Source organism: Rhizobacter koreensis, from assembly GCF_013366375.1.
Lineage (GTDB): Bacteria > Pseudomonadota > Gammaproteobacteria > Burkholderiales > Burkholderiaceae_C > Schlegelella_A > Schlegelella_A koreensis.
Window position 1 is genome coordinate 37145 of sequence record NZ_JABWMJ010000003.1, and the last position, 14267, is coordinate 51411.

The following is a 14267-nucleotide window of genomic DNA, read 5'->3' on the forward strand; positions in this document are numbered from 1 at the left end:
GGCCAAGGGCCGCCGGGGTGGGCGTCAGCTCGGGCTGGTGATCGCGTCGGCGCTGGCGGTGGTCACCGCGTCGACCAGCGGAACGCCGCTGATGCGTGCGAGCTCGGCGTGCGAGAGACCGTCGACGCGGTCGAGCACGTGCAGGCCGTCGGGCCGTACGTCGATCACCGCGAGGTCGGTGTAGATGCGGGCGACGCACCCGATGCCGGTCAGCGGATAGGTGCACGCCTCGACGATCTTGCTCTGACCGGTCTTGGTGGTGTGCTCCATCATCACGTAGGTCTGCTTGGCGCCGATCGCCAGGTCCATGGCCCCGCCGACCGCGGGAATCGCGTCGCCGCCGGTGTGCCAGTTGGCGAGGTCGCCGCGCACCGACACCTGGAACGCGCCGAGCACGCAGACGTCGAGGTGGCCGCCGCGCATCATCGCGAAGCTGTCGGCGTGGTGGAAGAAGCATCCGCCGGGCAGCAGCGTCACCGGCTGCTTGCCGGCGTTGATGAGGTCGTAGTCCTCCTCGCCCTTGGCCGGCGCCGGACCCATGCCGATCACGCCGTTCTCGCTGTGCAGCACGACCTCGCGGCCTTCGGGCAGGTGGTTCGCCACCAGCGTCGGCAGGCCGATGCCGAGGTTGACGACGGCACCGTCGGGAATGTCGCGGGCGACGCGCGCGGCCATCTGGTCGCGCGTCCACTTCAGGGTGGGAATGGCACTCACGGCTGGCTCCTCATGCGACCTGCTTGAAACCGCCGGCCGTCGTCGCGACGCGGTCGACCTTGACGACCCGCTGCACGAAGATGCCGGGCGTCACCACCGCCTCCGGATCCAGCCCGCCAAGCTCGACGATCTCGTGCACGGTGGCGATGGTGGTCCTGGCGGCCATCGCCATCACCGGCCCGAAGTTGCGCGCGGTCATGCGATAGGTGAGGTTGCCCCAGCGGTCACCGCGCTCGGCCCGGATCAGCGCGAGGTCGGCGTGGATCGGCGATTCGAAGACGTACATGCGGCCGTCGATCTCGCGCGTCTCCCTGCCCTTGGCGAGGTCGGTGCCATAGCCGGTGGGCGTGAAGAAGCCGCCGATGCCGGCGCCGGCGGCGCGGATGCGCTCGGCAAGGTTGCCCTGCGGAACCAGTTCGAGCTCGATCTGCTTGCTGCGATAGAGCGCGTCGAAGTGGTGGCTGTCGGCCTGGCGCGGGAACGAGCAGATGATCTTGCGAACCCGCTTGGCCGCCAGCAGCGCGGCAAGGCCGGTGTCGCCGTTGCCCGCGTTGTTGTTGACGATGACGAGGTCGCGCGCGCCTTGCGCGAGCAGCGCATCGATCAGCTCGTTGGGCAGGCCTGCGGTGCCGAAGCCGCCGATCATCACGGTCGCGCCGTCCTTCACGTCGGCGACGGCCGCCTCGACGCTGCTGAAAATCTTGTCGATCATCGTCGTCCCTTCACGCGTGACGCGCAGCCGTCGACTTTAAGTCGATGCGCGGGGCGCGTGCTCAGATACGGCGCAGCCGCCCATCGGCCAGGGCTTTGGCGGCCAGCCCGTCGATGGCCAGACGATAGCCCGCGATGCCGAAGCCGACCACGATCCCGGTGGCAGCCGGCGACAGATACGAGTGGTGGCGGAACGGCTCGCGCGCGTGCACGTTCGAGATGTGCACCTCGACCGTCGGCACGCCGACGCCCTTGATGGCGTCGTGCAACGCGACCGAGGTGTGCGTGTAGGCGCCGGCGTTGAGCACGATCCCCGCGACCTCGCCGCGTGCGAAGCCGGCGCCGGCGTCGTGGATCCAGTCGACCAGCACGCCTTCGTGGTTGCTCTGCCGGCAGTCGGCGCTGAAGCCGTGCGCCTCGGCCGCCTCGCGGCACAGCGCTTCGACGTCGGCCAGCGTCGCGCTGCCGTACGTCGTCGGCTCGCGCGTGCCCAGCAAGTTGAGGTTCGGGCCGTTCAGAACGAGGATGTCCGCCATGCAGTCTCCGCACCGCCACGAGGCGGAAGAGCGATTCTGCCGCGCCAGGGCGGCGCTCGATTCGGACGGGCTCGCTGCCGGAACGGCGGGTGCGCGAGGCAGGGCCCGTGAGCGTCGTGCGCAGACGAAAAAAGTGGAGACGTCCTTGCGGAGGTCTCCACTTGCCGGGCCGCCGGCGGGCAGCTCGGCTTGACCAGGCGCGGGTTGCGGGTTGCGGACGCAGCCCGCGCCGGCGCTCGGTTAGCGCGGGCTGCCGCGCCGGACGAGGTTGACGATCGCGAGCAGGATGATCGCGCCGAGCAGCGAGACGCCCAGGCCCGCGAGGCTGAAGTCGTTCTGGTTGATGGTGCCGGTCCCGAGCATCGGGGCCAGGAGCCAGCCGCCGAGCATGGCGCCGACGATACCCACGACCACGTTCAGGATGACGCCTTGCTGGGCATCCGTCTTCATGATCATGCTGGCGACCCAGCCGATGAGGCCGCCCACAACAAGCCAAATGATGAAGTTCATCGCAATTTCCCTTTGTCACACGAACTGTTGAAGACGTCCTTCGTCGATGCGTCCGAAGACGCGCCGTCGCCGGCCGGTCCGCTGAATCGGCCTAAACCGTTTCGTTGCGGTGTGCATAGCGTAGGGCTAAGGCCCTGCCAGCTGAATGGGCGGCAATCCTGATCGGTTGTCAGCCCACTCCTACGCCTTCGAAACGCAGTCGTGGCGCCGGCTCGCGCCGGCGCGTGGGAGGGAAACGCGATCGAACTCAGACCGTCAGTGCCCAGGCGGCCTGATACACGCCGAGCAGCAGCGCGCTGACGGCGATGCTCACCGCGAGGTGACGGCCGCCTTTGTCGAGGCGCACGCCGACGCGCGCGCCGAGGCTGCCCCACATGGCGAGCAGGAGCAGGGCGCCGGCTTCGCTGATGTCGAGCGGGTGGCCGCTCGCGCGCGAGAAGCCGAGAACGGCGATCCAGAGGCCGACGCCGAGAACGGTGGCAGCGGTCACCTCGTTGAACGAGGGTTTGCGGAGTTCGATTCCAAAGAGGGTCATGGCGGACGTGGGTATAGCGTGGAGCTGGGTCTAGCGTAGACGCCGGGGACGATCGCGAAACGGCGATAACGGGCGGGAGCCCACGTCAGTTCGGCGCACCGATTTTGGCGGCTCGAGGCGCCGGGGAGCCGCAAGACCCTCAATATCCGAGCCCTGAACGGCCAAAAAGTCGATGAATCTGTTGCCTTTGCGTCTCCTGCCCGGCGCCGACCTGCGGCGTGCGCTCGAAGCCGCGCTCGCCGCCGACGGCGCGTCGGCCGCGTTCGTGGTGGCCGGGATCGGCAGCCTCGCCGACGCGCCGCTGCGGCTGGCGGGCGCGGGCGAGGCGCGCGTGATCGCCGGCGCCTCGGAGCTGCTCACGCTTTCGGGCAGTGTCGGCGCCGACGCCTCGCACCTGCACGCCACGCTCGCCGACGCCACCGGCCGCGTCTGGGGCGGTCACGTGGGCTACGGCTGCCGCGTGCGCACCACCGCCGAGATCCTGCTGGCACGACTGTCGGAGTGGCAGTTCAGTCGCACGTTCGACCCCCGGACGGGTTTCGCGGAACTCGAGATCGCGCGCAAGCCGTTGGCCTGACGTCGAACACGGATGGTGAGTTCGATGGGTCGAAGGGCGGTGGCCGGGACGGAGCCGGCCCGGATCGTTCAGCGAAGAGCACCGCAGGCGCGATTCGAGCTTGCTTGTACCTACAATCGTCTGCATCGGTTTTTGAAGGAGCAGCGATGAGCGAGCCGGTGGACGTTGCCGCGGTGGTGGCCGACTGGGACGCGAAGGCCGCCGCGATCCGGGCGCGCATGGCGCCGGTCGGCGTCGCACGCCCCGACCAGGTCGCCGGCATGACCGGCATGCAGGTGTTCGAGGCAATGTTCGAGGGGCGCCTGCCGCCGCCGCCGGTCGGCCAGACGCTCGACTTCCTGCCGATCGAGATCGAGCCCGGGCGCGCGGTATTCCAGGGCCGGCCGAGCCTCGCGCACTACAACCCGCTCGGCACCGTGCACGGCGGCTGGATCGCGACGCTGCTCGACTCGTGCGTCGGCTGCGCGGTGCACTCGACGCTGCCGGCCGGAAAGATCTACACGACCGCCGAGCTGAAGATCAACTACGTGCGGCCGGTCACCGCGCGCACGCCGCTGCTGCGCGCCGAAGGCAAGGTGATCCACGTCGGCGGCCGCATGGGCACCGCCGACGGGCGCCTAGTCGGTGCCGACGGCAAGCTGTACGCGCACGCGTCGACCACCTGCTTCATCTTCGACGCGAGCTGACGCGCGCGCGGAGGCGCTCGGCGTAGCGGGCGAGCAGGGCGTCGATGCGCTGCCGCTCCGCGGCGTCGCCGGTGGCGTCGAGTGCCATGCCCCAGGCGCCGAGCTGGAACCCCAGATACCAAGGTAGCAGCGCGTCGGCGAGGTCGCGATCGACCGGGCAGCCGAGCTCGGCCATGCGTCGTTCGATGCACAGCTGCTCGGCCGGTGACAGGTCGAGCTCGACTGCGGCGCCGACGACATCCCAGGCGATGTCCTGGCAGCCGACGAGGTCGTGGCCGGCGTGGTGATCGACCGCGTCGGTCTTCAGCACCGCCCCGTCCACGACGAGCCACTCCCAGGCGTGCATGCGGTTGTCGGTCTCGACGCGTCGCACGCGCGCCTGCAGCGCCTCGAGCGCGGCGGGCGCCACCTCGAACAATGGCGCGATCTCGGCGCCGAGCACCTGCCCGGCGTTGTAGCGGGCGGCCTCGTGCAGCTGCTGCAACATCGCGCCGGCGTGCGCGGGCGCGACGAGGCGAGTGGCGCGGAACGCGAGGTAGTCGGCGATGCGGCGGACGAGCCGCTCTCGCGCAGCCGATAAGGCGAGCAGCGCATCCACCGGCTCCGCGTCCTGGTGCCAGCGCTCCACCACGAAGCCGTGGCAGGTCCCGATCGGGCGGGGCGAGAAGCCGGCTTTTGCCAGCGCCACCGCCCGCTCGACGTTGCGCGCACCGCGCCGCCCGACGCCGGCGAACTTGACGAGCCAGCCGACGCCGCCCGCCTCGGCCAGGTACTTGCGACGCTCCTGCCAGGGATGAACCGGCGCCACCGCAGGAGCCCGGTTCGAGAGCCAGCGCCAGCCCCCGTTGCCGACGTCGCGCAGCGGCGCCGTCAGCGGGCCGACGACGCCGGCAACCCCGCACTCGAGCCGGTGCGACGGATCCGCCGCACCGAGAATGCTGCGCTCGAAGCTCGCGACGTGCACCGACACCGCTTCCCACAACGCGCGCGTTGCCGGTGTCGCTTCGGCACCCGGGCCGTGCGCGTGGCTCGCGAACACGTGGACGTCGGCAGGCTGGACGCCGCGTTCCAGGACTCGGCGCACGACCGCCGCGACCGACGATCCCGAAAGCCCCGGGCCCTCGTCGACGATCGCGTAGCGCAGGGCCTGCCCCGAGCCTGACGCCGCCAGCGCATCGAGCAGCGCGTCGGCGCCGGGCGCGAGCTGGCGGTCGAACGGATGGCCGACCGGTCGCAGCGTGAGCGGGAGCGGCGCGTCGAGCGCCGCCGCGACGATCGCGCCCAAGCTCGTGCCGATGCTGCGGATGCCGATCACGCGCCATTCGCCGCGCGGCAGCTCGCGCGCGGCCTCGAGGTAGCTCTCGGGGTAGAGCGCGTAGAAGGCGTAGCCCTCGGGCTGCTTGACGTCGACGACGGCGTCGCCGGCCCGGCGTTCGCACTCCGCCCGCGCTGCCTCGACCGTCGCGAGCAGGGCGTCGACGACGGCCGCATCGACTTCGAACGCGGGGGCGTTCCACGATGCCTTCACCAGCTTTGCGAGCGCGTGCAGCAGCGCCATCGCGGCGTCGCCTGCGGGCGCCGCCGTCTCGTGGCCGCCGGCCGCGTGGAACGCCGCGTCGACGACGCCCTGAGCGAGCTCGCCGGCTTCGAGGAAGGCGCCGACCCAGTCGGCGTGACGCGCCAGCCCGGCCGGCGTCGCGCGTGCGGCACGCACGCCGGCGCCGATTCGCGCCAGCTTGTCGGCGGCGCGCTCGCGCTCGACCGCGTCGCCGTAGACCAGCATCAGGCGCTGCGCATCAGGTGCCGGTAGGCGATCAGCTTGAACTCGTCGAACGTCGGCACCGACCACGCGACGTCCCGCTTCGCGCGCTCGCGCTCGAGCCAGCCGGCCCAGCACTCGAACTGGCTCGGCGACGGCGAGACGAGGTCGCGGCGGTCCTTCATGAGGCCGAGTGCGTCGAGCGGCGGCATGCCGCGGTGCACCAGCGCGCAGAGGGCGGTGATCGCCGAGCGGCCGATGCCGTGCTGGCAGTGCACCAGCACGCGTTCGCCGCGGTCGAGGTGCGCCGACACGAACTCGACCGCGCGGTCGAGATGCTCCGCATCGACGCCGCAGAGGTCGGGCGTCGGCAGGTGCAGCAGGGTGATGCCGTGGCGGCGCAGCACGTGCTCGTCGTCCTTGGCCTCCTCGCGCAGGTCGACGATGGCCTGGAAGCGGTGCTCGCGGGCGAGCGCCTCGGCGCGCTCGGTCGGGAAGCTGCCGCCGACCGCCAGCGTGTCGGTGATCCAGTCGAAGTTGGGTTGCCAGGTCATTGCGAGCGTGCGCGCGGATGGGGCTGCTGTGGCGGGCCGCCAATCTAGCCGGTCCACGCCGAGCTTGCCGGCGAGCCCACGACAGGGGACGCGGCGCGGCAACCGCGCGCTGCCCGGTTAAAGTCCCGCGTCACGCATTTCGCGCCGGCTGCGAGCGGCACTTCTCAACCATATGAACATCACCGTCCTCGGCACCGGCTACGTCGGCCTCGTCACCGGAGCGTGCCTCGCGGAGATCGGCAACCACGTGGTCTGCTACGACCCGGACCGCCGCAAGATCGACGTGCTCGAATCCGGCGGCATGCCGATCCACGAGCGCCAGCTGCCCGAAGTCGTCGCGCGCAACGTGCAGGCGGGGCGGCTGCGCTTCACCACCGAGATCGAGCCGGCGGTGCGCCACGGCGACATCGTCTTCATCGCGACCGGAACGCCGGCCGACCAGGACGGCAGCGCCGACCTGCAGTACGTGCTCGCCGCCGCGCGCAGCATCGGCCGCCACATGCAGGGCTACAAAGTGGTGGTGCAGAAGTCGACCGTGCCGGTCGGCACCGCGTCCAAGGTGCGTCAGGCCATCGAGGACGAGCTCGCCGCACGCCGCACCGAGGGCGATGCGGCCGCCGGCAGCAGCGAGCAGGTGTTCCCGGTCGGCATCGTGTCGAATCCCGAGTTCCTGAAGGAAGGCAGCGCGGTCGACGACTTCATGCGGCCCGACCGCATCGTCATCGGCACCGGCCCGGGCGAAGCCGGCCAGCGCGCGCGCGACCTGATGACGCAGCTCTACGCGCCGTTCAACCGGCAGCGCGAGCGCATCCTCTACATGGACCTGAACGCGGCCGAGCTCACCAAGTACGCGGCCAACGCGATGCTCGCCACCCGCATCAGCTTCATGAACGAGCTCGCCAACCTCGCCGACAAGGTCGGGGTCGACATCGAGCAGGTGCGCAAGGGCATCGGCTCCGATCCGCGCATCGGCTACAGCTTTCTCTACCCGGGCGTCGGCTACGGCGGCAGCTGCTTTCCCAAGGACGTGCAGGCGCTGGTGCGCACGGCCGCCGACCACGGCCAGCGGCTGCAGGTGCTGGAAGCCGTGCGCGCGGTCAACGACGCCCAGAAGCACGTGCTGTTCGAGAAGATCGTCGCGCGCTTCGGCGACGACCTGCACGGCCGAACCTTCGCGCTGTGGGGCCTCGCGTTCAAGCCCAACACCGACGACATGCGCGAGGCACCGAGCCGGGTGATGATCCGCGCCCTCGTCGAGCGCGGAGCCGCGGTCGTCGCCTACGACCCGGTCGCGATGACCGAGGCCAAGCGCGTGCTCGCGCTCGACTTCGCCGACAGCGCCGAGCTGCTGCGCCGCGTGTACTACGCGCCTTCGCCGATGCAGGCGGTCGAGGATGCCGACGCGCTGGTCATCGTCACCGAGTGGACCGCGTTCAAGAGCCCCGACTTCCACGCGCTGAAAAGCGCGCTCAAGCAGCCGGTGATCTTCGACGGCCGCAACCTCTACGACCCCGACATCCGCGCCCAGGGCTTCGAGTACATGGCCATCGGCCGCTGACGCGGGCGCGCCGGCTTCTTTCGTTTCAAGCTCACGGATTCACCCATGCGTGTCTACAACGCCGAACGCCGCGTCCTCGTGACCGGCGGCGCAGGCTTTCTCGGCAGTCACCTCTGCGAACGCCTGCTCAACGCCGGCCATCAGGTGCTCTGCGTCGACAACTTCTTCACCGGCTCCAAGCGCAACATCGAGCACCTGCTCGACCACAGGCACTTCGAGCTGATGCGGCACGACGTGACGTTCCCGCTCTACGTCGAGGTCGACCAGATCTACAACCTGGCCTGTCCCGCATCACCGGTGCACTACCAGCACGACCCGGTGCAGACCACCAAGACCAGCGTGCACGGCGCGATCAACATGCTCGGCCTCGCGAAGCGGCTGCGCGCACGCATCCTGCAGGCGTCGACCAGCGAGGTCTACGGCGATCCGGACGTGCATCCGCAGCCCGAGGGCTACTGGGGAAGGGTCAACCCGATCGGCATCCGCAGCTGCTACGACGAAGGCAAGCGCTGCGCCGAGACGCTGTTCTTCGACTATCACCGGCAGCACCGGCTCGACATTCGCGTCGCGCGCATCTTCAACACCTATGGTCCGCGCATGCACCCGAACGACGGCCGTGTGGTGTCGAACTTCATCGTGCAGGCGCTGCGCGGCGACCCGATCACCATCTACGGTGAAGGCACGCAGACGCGCAGCTTCTGCTACGTCGACGACCTGGTCGCCGGTCTCAACCGCTTCATGGACGCGGAGCCTGGCTTCACCGGCCCGCTCAACATCGGCAACCCGGGCGAATTCACGATCCGCGAGCTCGCCGAGCGCGTGATCCGTCTCACCGGCTCAGGCTCGAAGCTGGTGTTCGAGCCGCTGCCGTCCGACGACCCGATGCAGCGTCAGCCCGACATCTCGCTCATTCGCGACAAGCTCGGCTGGCAGCCGAACGTGCAGCTCGAGGAAGGCCTCAAGAAGACGATCGCTTATTTCGATCAGCTGCTGACGGAGACGGCGCGGAACGCTTGAGGTGGTCTCAACGTCGAACGACGTGGTCTGTGCCCTGAGTCCAACTAGAGGGAGCACGGGCGCAGGCTCGTCGGGTACTCCGCTACGTTCATGTCCCCCGGCGGCAGCCTCCTCCTTAACTTCACTCCGCGGAGTACCCGGCGAGCCTGTCGGAGCGCTGCGGGGTCGCGATAGTTCTCTTGTCGAGCATGGCAACGCTCGACACGCGCGAGTGAGTGCAGCCGTACAGGCTCGATCGCGTGCCACCGACGCGTCCAAGGGTTTGCGGGGCGCTTCGCGGAGTGAAGTTAAGGAGGAGCCAGCAGCCAGAGGCTGCTGGCGGGGGACATGAACGCAGCGGAGTGCCCCGCAAACCCTCGCCCCGTCCGCCGCTGGAGCGATCGGCGAACGAGCCGATGCTGGCTGAAAGCTGCTGAGCTCCTCCGGAAGCGAGCTCCTACAGCGTCAGCGCCCCGCCGCTCTGCGCATGCAATGCCGGCCCGCTCGGACCGTGGCGCTTGCTGGCAACGCCCGGCGCGTAGCGGCGCACCATGCGCGCGCAGAACTCGGCGAATTCCTCGGCCTGCTGCGGCGGGCTCGTGTGGTGCGGCTCGATGCCGCGGTGCTCGGGCGTGAAGCAGAACGTAACGGTGACGTCGAAGTCCTCGAGCGCGCGCATCTGGCGGTCGAACCAGGCGTCGCAGTTGGGGCGGAAGCTGTCGGCCCAGCTGAGGCCGGTGCGCAGGCGACGGACCCCGAGGCGCTTGAGCCAGCTCACCGCGTCGTCGAGCCGGTGGTCCTCGAAGTGGAACCACTGGCAGATGCCGAGGTCGGGTGTGTAGCGCGGGAACAGCTCGCACGCGAGCTTGGGGCTGCCGTCTTCGCGCAGCAGGCCCATGTGGAAGTGGCGGTAGTAGCTCGAGCCTTCGGCCTCGCGATGACGCGTGGTCGCGGGCCACGCCTTGGGCAGGTCGTAGAGCGAATACCAGAAGACGCGCGGCACGCGGCCGATCAGCAGCTTGGCGGTGCGCTCGAGCCCGAACACCTGCACCTCTTCGGCGCCGAAGGTGGACACGCCCACTTCGGTGACCCACACCGGCAGATGCGTCACCGCCTCGATCTCGGCAATGCGCGACGGCCACTCGTCGATCATCCAGTTGTTCCAATCGAGCGGAAAGCCGTGCACCGCGACCGCATCGAGGCGGTCGAGCACGCCCTGCTCGCGCAGCCGCGTCATGAAGCCGGCGTCGATCGGAGAGATGCCGCCGAGCACCTGCGTGAGCGCCGGATTCTCGGCGCGCACCGCGTCGGCGGCGAGCTTGACCATGGCCGCGTACGCGGTCCATTCAGGGTCGAGTTGAAGGTCCCAGTGCGACTTGTTGTTGGGCTCGTTCCAGAACTTGACGGCTTCGATCATGTCTCGATCAGGTCTGCTTGCTCTTGCCCGTGCTGCGCCGGTTCGGCGTGGCGGCGCGGGTGGTGGTGCGCGGCGGCGCGCTCGCCTCGGCGTCGCCTCGTATGAACGCCTCGACGAGCTCGCGCGCCTCGTCGTCGGTGAACTGCTGCGGCGGCGACTTCATGAAGTAGCTCGACGGCGCGAGCACCGGCCCGCCAATGCCACGGTCGAGCGCGAGCTTGGCGCAGCGCACCGCGTCGATCACGACGCCCGCCGAGTTCGGCGAATCCCAGACCTCGAGCTTGACCTCGCAGTTGAGCGGCACGTTGCCGAACGTGGTGCCTTCCATGCGGATGTAGCACCACTTGCGGTCGGCGAGCCACGGCACGTGGTCGCTCGGGCCGACGTGGACGTCGCTCGCCTGCATCGGATGGCCGAGCTGGCTCGTCACCGCCTGCGTCTTCGAGACCTTCTTCGACTCGAGACGCTCGCGCTCGAGCATGTTGAGGAAGTCGGTATTGCCGCCGAAATTGAGCTGATAGGTGCGATCGAGCCGCACGCCGCGCTTCTTGAAGAGGTCGGTGAGGATGCGATGGACGATGGTCGCGCCGACCTGCGACTTGATGTCGTCGCCGATGATCGGCAGGCCTCGTTCGGCGAAGCGCTTCTGCCATTGCGGCTTCGACGCGATGAAGACCGGCACGCAGTTGACGAAGGCGCAGCCGGCTTCGATGGCCTGCTCGGCATACCACTCGGTCGCCTTCTCCGAGCCGACCGGCAGGTACGACACGACGACGTCGGTGCGCGTGTCCTTGAGCACCCGGGCGACGTCGACCGGCTTGGCACGCGACGCCGGCACCACGCCCTTGAGGTACTTGCCGATGCCGTCGAGCGTGGGCCCGCGCTGAACACTGACGCCGAGCGGCGGCACGTCGGCGAAGCGGATCGTGTTGTTGGGCTCTGCGAAAACCGCTTCGGCGAGGTCGCGGCCGACCTTGCCGGCGTGCACGTCGAACGCCGCGCTGAACTCGATGTCGCGCGGGTGATAGCCCGCGAGCTCGACGTGCATCAGCCCGGCGACGAAGTCGGTGTCGGTCGCGCCCCGATAGAACTCGACGCCCTGCACCAGCGATGAGGCGCAGTTGCCCACACCGACGATCGCGACGCGAATCTTGCTCATGAATGAAGGACCCGTCTCGTGAGGCCGCGTCGGGGCGAGGCGGCCGTTGTTGTTCTGAAGGCGAGCATGAACGCGATCAAGCGCCTTCGAGTGAGGGTTGAGCCCGAGGTCGGGCACGCGGGCTTCGCTGAAGACACCGGAATCGCCCGGCACCGCTGGTTCGGCTTTCGCGCGCGCGACCACGGGCGATCGGCGATCAAAGTGTATCCTGCCGACTTCTTTCGACAGGCCGCGCTCGGGCCGCGGTTCCGCTTCATGCGAACAACAACAGGCTCATGTCCGAACACATTCTGATCACCGGCGGGGCCGGCTTCATCGGTTCGCATCTCGCCGACGAACTGCTCTCTCATGGCTACAAGGTGCGGGTTCTCGACAACCTCGCGCCGCAAGTCCATGGCGAGAGTGCACGGCGACCCGAGTATCTGGCGAGCGACGTCGAGCTCGTGGTCGGCGACGTGTGCGACCCGGCCGCGGTGCGCGATGCGCTCAGGGGCATCGACTCGGTCTACCACTTCGCCGCAGCGGTGGGCGTCGGCCAGAGCATGTACGAGGTCGCGCACTACACGCGCGTCAACAACCTTGGTACCGCGGTGCTGCTCGAGGCGCTGATCGAGAAGCCCGTCAAGAACCTGGTCGTCGCGTCGAGCATGAGCCTCTACGGCGAGGGTCTGTATCGCACGCCGGCGGGCGAGGTTCGTACCGTCGGCGAGCGCACGCTCGAGCAGCTGCGCGCCGGCGACTGGGAGTTCCGCGACGCCGAAGGCCTCGCGCTGCAACCGGTCGCGACGCCCGAGACCAAGGTGCCGGCGCTGGCGTCGGTCTACGCGCTCTCGAAATACGACCAGGAGCGCCTCTGCCTGATGATCGGCCGGGCCTACAACATTCCGACCGTCGCGCTGCGCTTCTTCAACGCCTACGGTCCGCGCCAGGCGCTCTCGAACCCGTACACCGGCGTGCTCGCGATCTTCGCGTCGCGCCTGCTCAACGACAGCCCGCCGAAGATCTTCGAGGACGGCTACCAGCAGCGCGACTTCGTGAGCGTCTACGACATCGCGCGCGCCTGCCGGCTCGCGCTCGAGACGCCGGCCGCCGCCGGCGAGACCTTCAACATCGGCGGCGGTCAGCCGTTCACGGTGCGCGAGATCGCCGAGCGCGTCGCCGCCGCGGTCGGCAAGGGCCAGCTGATGCCCGAGATCACCGGCAAGTACCGCGTCGGCGACATCCGCCACTGCTTCGCCGACATCACGAAGGCGCGCCAGGTGCTCGGCTACGTACCGCGCGTCAGCCTCGACGAGGGCCTCACCGAGCTGGCCGGCTGGCTCGAAGGGCAGGCCGCGGTCGACCGCGTGGCGCAGGCGAGCGCCGAGCTGGCCGCGCGGGGGCTCGCGATATGAGCGGCGCCATGAACGGCACCGCGGTGCCTCACATGGCCGGCGACGACCGGCCGACGCTGATCACCGGCGGCGCCGGCTTCGTCGGCGCCAACCTCGCGCACCGGCTGCTCGGCCAGGGCCGTCCGGTCCTGATCCTCGACAACCTGTCGCGCCCCGGCGTCGAGCGCAACCTCGCGTGGCTGCGCGAGCAGCACGGCGAGCGCCTTCAGGTCGAGGTCGCCGACATCCGCCATGCCGACGCGGTGAACGCGGCCGTCGCGCGTGCCCGCTTCGTGTTCCATTTCGCCGCCCAGGTCGCGGTCACGACGAGCCTCGTCGAGCCGCGCGACGACTTCGCGATCAACGCGCTCGGCACGCTCAACGTGCTCGAGGCGGTTCGCGCCCAGGCGAGCCCGCCGCCGGTCGTCCTGACGTCGACCAACAAGGTCTACGGCGGTCTCGAGGACGTGGGCCTCCACCTCGTGGGCCAGCGCTACACGCCCGAATCGCCCGACATCGCGGCGCACGGCATCTCGGAGACGCGTCCGCTCGACTTCCACAGCCCGTACGGCTGCTCGAAAGGCACCGCCGACCAGTACGTGCACGACTACGCGCGCAGCTACGGCCTCAAGACCGTGGTGTTCCGCATGAGCTGCATCTACGGCCAGCGCCAGTTCGGCACCGAGGACCAGGGCTGGGTCGCGCACTTCCTGCTGCGCGCGCTCGACCGCCAGCCCATCACGCTGTTCGGCGACGGCAAGCAGGTGCGCGACATCCTCTTCGTCGACGACCTCGTCGATGCCTTCCTGCTCGCCGAGTCGCAGATCGACACGCTGGCCGGCCAGGCTTTCAACATCGGCGGCGGTCCCGGCAACGTGATCAGCCTGCTCGATCTGCTCGACCGCATCGAAGTGCTTTCGGGGCGCCGCCCGGCGATCGCGTTCGAGGACTGGCGCGTGGGCGACCAGCGCTACTACGTCTCCGACACCCGCAAGTTCCAGCAGGCGACCGGCTGGCGGCCCAAGGTCGACGCCGACCAGGGCACGGCGCGTCTGTTCCGCTGGCTTGAGGAGCTGCGCGGCGGCACGGGCGCCACGACGCTGCCGGCGGCCGCGGCCCACGAGGCGCGCCTCGCGTCCGGGGGTGCGGCGTGACGGCCCCGCCGGCGCGACGGCCCGCGAT

General features: G+C 69.6%; 16 protein-coding genes. 7 read left to right on the forward strand and 9 right to left on the reverse strand.

Going from position 1 to position 14267, the window contains the following annotated elements; genetic code table 11:
- Positions 1 to 24: 24 nt before the first annotated feature.
- The 5 genes from HQN59_RS07135 to HQN59_RS07155 all read right to left on the reverse strand — a co-directional run bounded on the left by HQN59_RS07135 (position 25) and on the right by HQN59_RS07155 (position 3006).
- On the reverse strand, positions 25 to 675 hold the full coding sequence (locus tag HQN59_RS07135) for a 3-oxoacid CoA-transferase subunit B (protein ID WP_176068415.1): 651 nt from the start codon (positions 673 to 675) through the stop codon (positions 25 to 27).
- A gap of 49 nt (positions 676 to 724) precedes the next feature.
- Positions 725 to 1426 carry a 3-oxoacid CoA-transferase subunit A gene (locus tag HQN59_RS07140; RefSeq protein ID WP_176067592.1) on the reverse strand — a complete coding sequence of 234 codons (702 nt, stop codon included), beginning with the start codon at positions 1424 to 1426 and terminating at the stop codon, positions 725 to 727.
- Between the two features lie 61 nt (positions 1427 to 1487).
- Positions 1488 to 1961, reverse strand: coding sequence for a type II 3-dehydroquinate dehydratase (gene aroQ, locus HQN59_RS07145; RefSeq protein ID WP_176067594.1), 474 nt, complete (start codon positions 1959 to 1961; stop codon positions 1488 to 1490).
- A 240-nt stretch (positions 1962 to 2201) separates the two neighbouring features.
- On the reverse strand, positions 2202 to 2471 hold the full coding sequence (locus tag HQN59_RS07150) for a GlsB/YeaQ/YmgE family stress response membrane protein (RefSeq protein ID WP_176067596.1): 270 nt from the start codon (positions 2469 to 2471) through the stop codon (positions 2202 to 2204).
- Positions 2472 to 2718: 247 nt separating this feature from the next.
- A complete protein-coding gene (locus HQN59_RS07155) occupies positions 2719 to 3006 on the reverse strand; it encodes a hypothetical protein (protein WP_176067598.1) in 288 nt (95 codons plus the stop codon).
- Between the two features lie 172 nt (positions 3007 to 3178).
- Between HQN59_RS07155 and HQN59_RS07160 the strand changes: the two genes are divergently transcribed.
- Together HQN59_RS07160 and HQN59_RS07165 are read left to right on the forward strand one after the other, a co-directional pair.
- Positions 3179 to 3583 (forward strand): PPC domain-containing DNA-binding protein, encoded by a 405-nt coding sequence (locus HQN59_RS07160; RefSeq protein ID WP_176067600.1) that lies wholly within the window; start codon positions 3179 to 3181, stop codon positions 3581 to 3583.
- A gap of 146 nt (positions 3584 to 3729) precedes the next feature.
- Positions 3730 to 4269 (forward strand): PaaI family thioesterase, encoded by a 540-nt coding sequence (locus HQN59_RS07165; RefSeq protein ID WP_176067602.1) that lies wholly within the window; start codon positions 3730 to 3732, stop codon positions 4267 to 4269.
- Here the strand turns inward: HQN59_RS07165 and HQN59_RS07170 are convergent.
- Together HQN59_RS07170 and HQN59_RS07175 are read right to left on the reverse strand one after the other, a co-directional pair.
- Positions 4250 to 6052, reverse strand: a complete 1803-nt coding sequence (locus tag HQN59_RS07170) for a hypothetical protein (RefSeq protein ID WP_176067604.1) — start codon at positions 6050 to 6052, stop codon at positions 4250 to 4252. The genes HQN59_RS07165 and HQN59_RS07170 overlap by 20 nt on opposite strands.
- Entirely contained in the window at positions 6052 to 6582 is a 531-nt protein-coding gene (locus HQN59_RS07175; protein ID WP_176067606.1) for a protein-tyrosine phosphatase family protein, read from the reverse strand. Before HQN59_RS07175 ends, HQN59_RS07170 begins: the two co-directional genes overlap by 1 nt.
- 172 nt (positions 6583 to 6754) lie before the next feature.
- Here HQN59_RS07175 and HQN59_RS07180 point away from each other — a divergent pair, with 172 nt between their 5' ends.
- Both HQN59_RS07180 and HQN59_RS07185 read left to right on the forward strand, forming a co-directional pair.
- Complete coding sequence (locus HQN59_RS07180; protein WP_176067608.1) at positions 6755 to 8140, forward strand: UDP-glucose dehydrogenase family protein; 1386 nt, start codon at positions 6755 to 6757, stop codon at positions 8138 to 8140.
- A gap of 45 nt (positions 8141 to 8185) precedes the next feature.
- Positions 8186 to 9157, forward strand: coding sequence for a UDP-glucuronic acid decarboxylase family protein (locus HQN59_RS07185; RefSeq protein ID WP_176067610.1), 972 nt, complete (start codon positions 8186 to 8188; stop codon positions 9155 to 9157).
- A gap of 436 nt (positions 9158 to 9593) precedes the next feature.
- Here the strand turns inward: HQN59_RS07185 and HQN59_RS07190 are convergent, their stop codons facing one another.
- Both HQN59_RS07190 and HQN59_RS07195 read right to left on the reverse strand, forming a co-directional pair.
- Complete coding sequence (locus tag HQN59_RS07190) at positions 9594 to 10553, reverse strand: glycosyl hydrolase (RefSeq protein ID WP_176067612.1); 960 nt, start codon at positions 10551 to 10553, stop codon at positions 9594 to 9596.
- A gap of 7 nt (positions 10554 to 10560) precedes the next feature.
- Positions 10561 to 11712: an inositol-3-phosphate synthase gene (locus HQN59_RS07195; RefSeq protein ID WP_176067614.1), complete on the reverse strand. Its 1152-nt coding sequence runs from the start codon at positions 11710 to 11712 to the stop codon at positions 10561 to 10563.
- A 66-nt stretch (positions 11713 to 11778) separates the two neighbouring features.
- On the opposite strand from HQN59_RS07195, the gene HQN59_RS07200 reads away from it, so the two are divergent.
- Genes HQN59_RS07200 through HQN59_RS07210 form a run of 3 tightly spaced genes read left to right on the forward strand, consistent with a single transcriptional unit; the run spans position 11779 to position 14239 of the window.
- Entirely contained in the window at positions 11779 to 12006 is a 228-nt protein-coding gene (locus HQN59_RS07200; protein ID WP_176067616.1) for a hypothetical protein, read from the forward strand.
- Positions 11988 to 13106, forward strand: a complete 1119-nt coding sequence (locus tag HQN59_RS07205) for an NAD-dependent epimerase/dehydratase family protein (RefSeq protein WP_176067618.1) — start codon at positions 11988 to 11990, stop codon at positions 13104 to 13106. The genes HQN59_RS07200 and HQN59_RS07205 overlap by 19 nt, the downstream gene beginning before the upstream one ends.
- A gap of 8 nt (positions 13107 to 13114) precedes the next feature.
- The gene (locus tag HQN59_RS07210) at positions 13115 to 14239 is read left to right on the forward strand and encodes an NAD-dependent epimerase/dehydratase family protein (RefSeq protein ID WP_246294764.1); all 1125 of its coding nucleotides are present in this window, start codon (positions 13115 to 13117) and stop codon (positions 14237 to 14239) included.
- Positions 14240 to 14267: the final 28 nt, after the last annotated feature.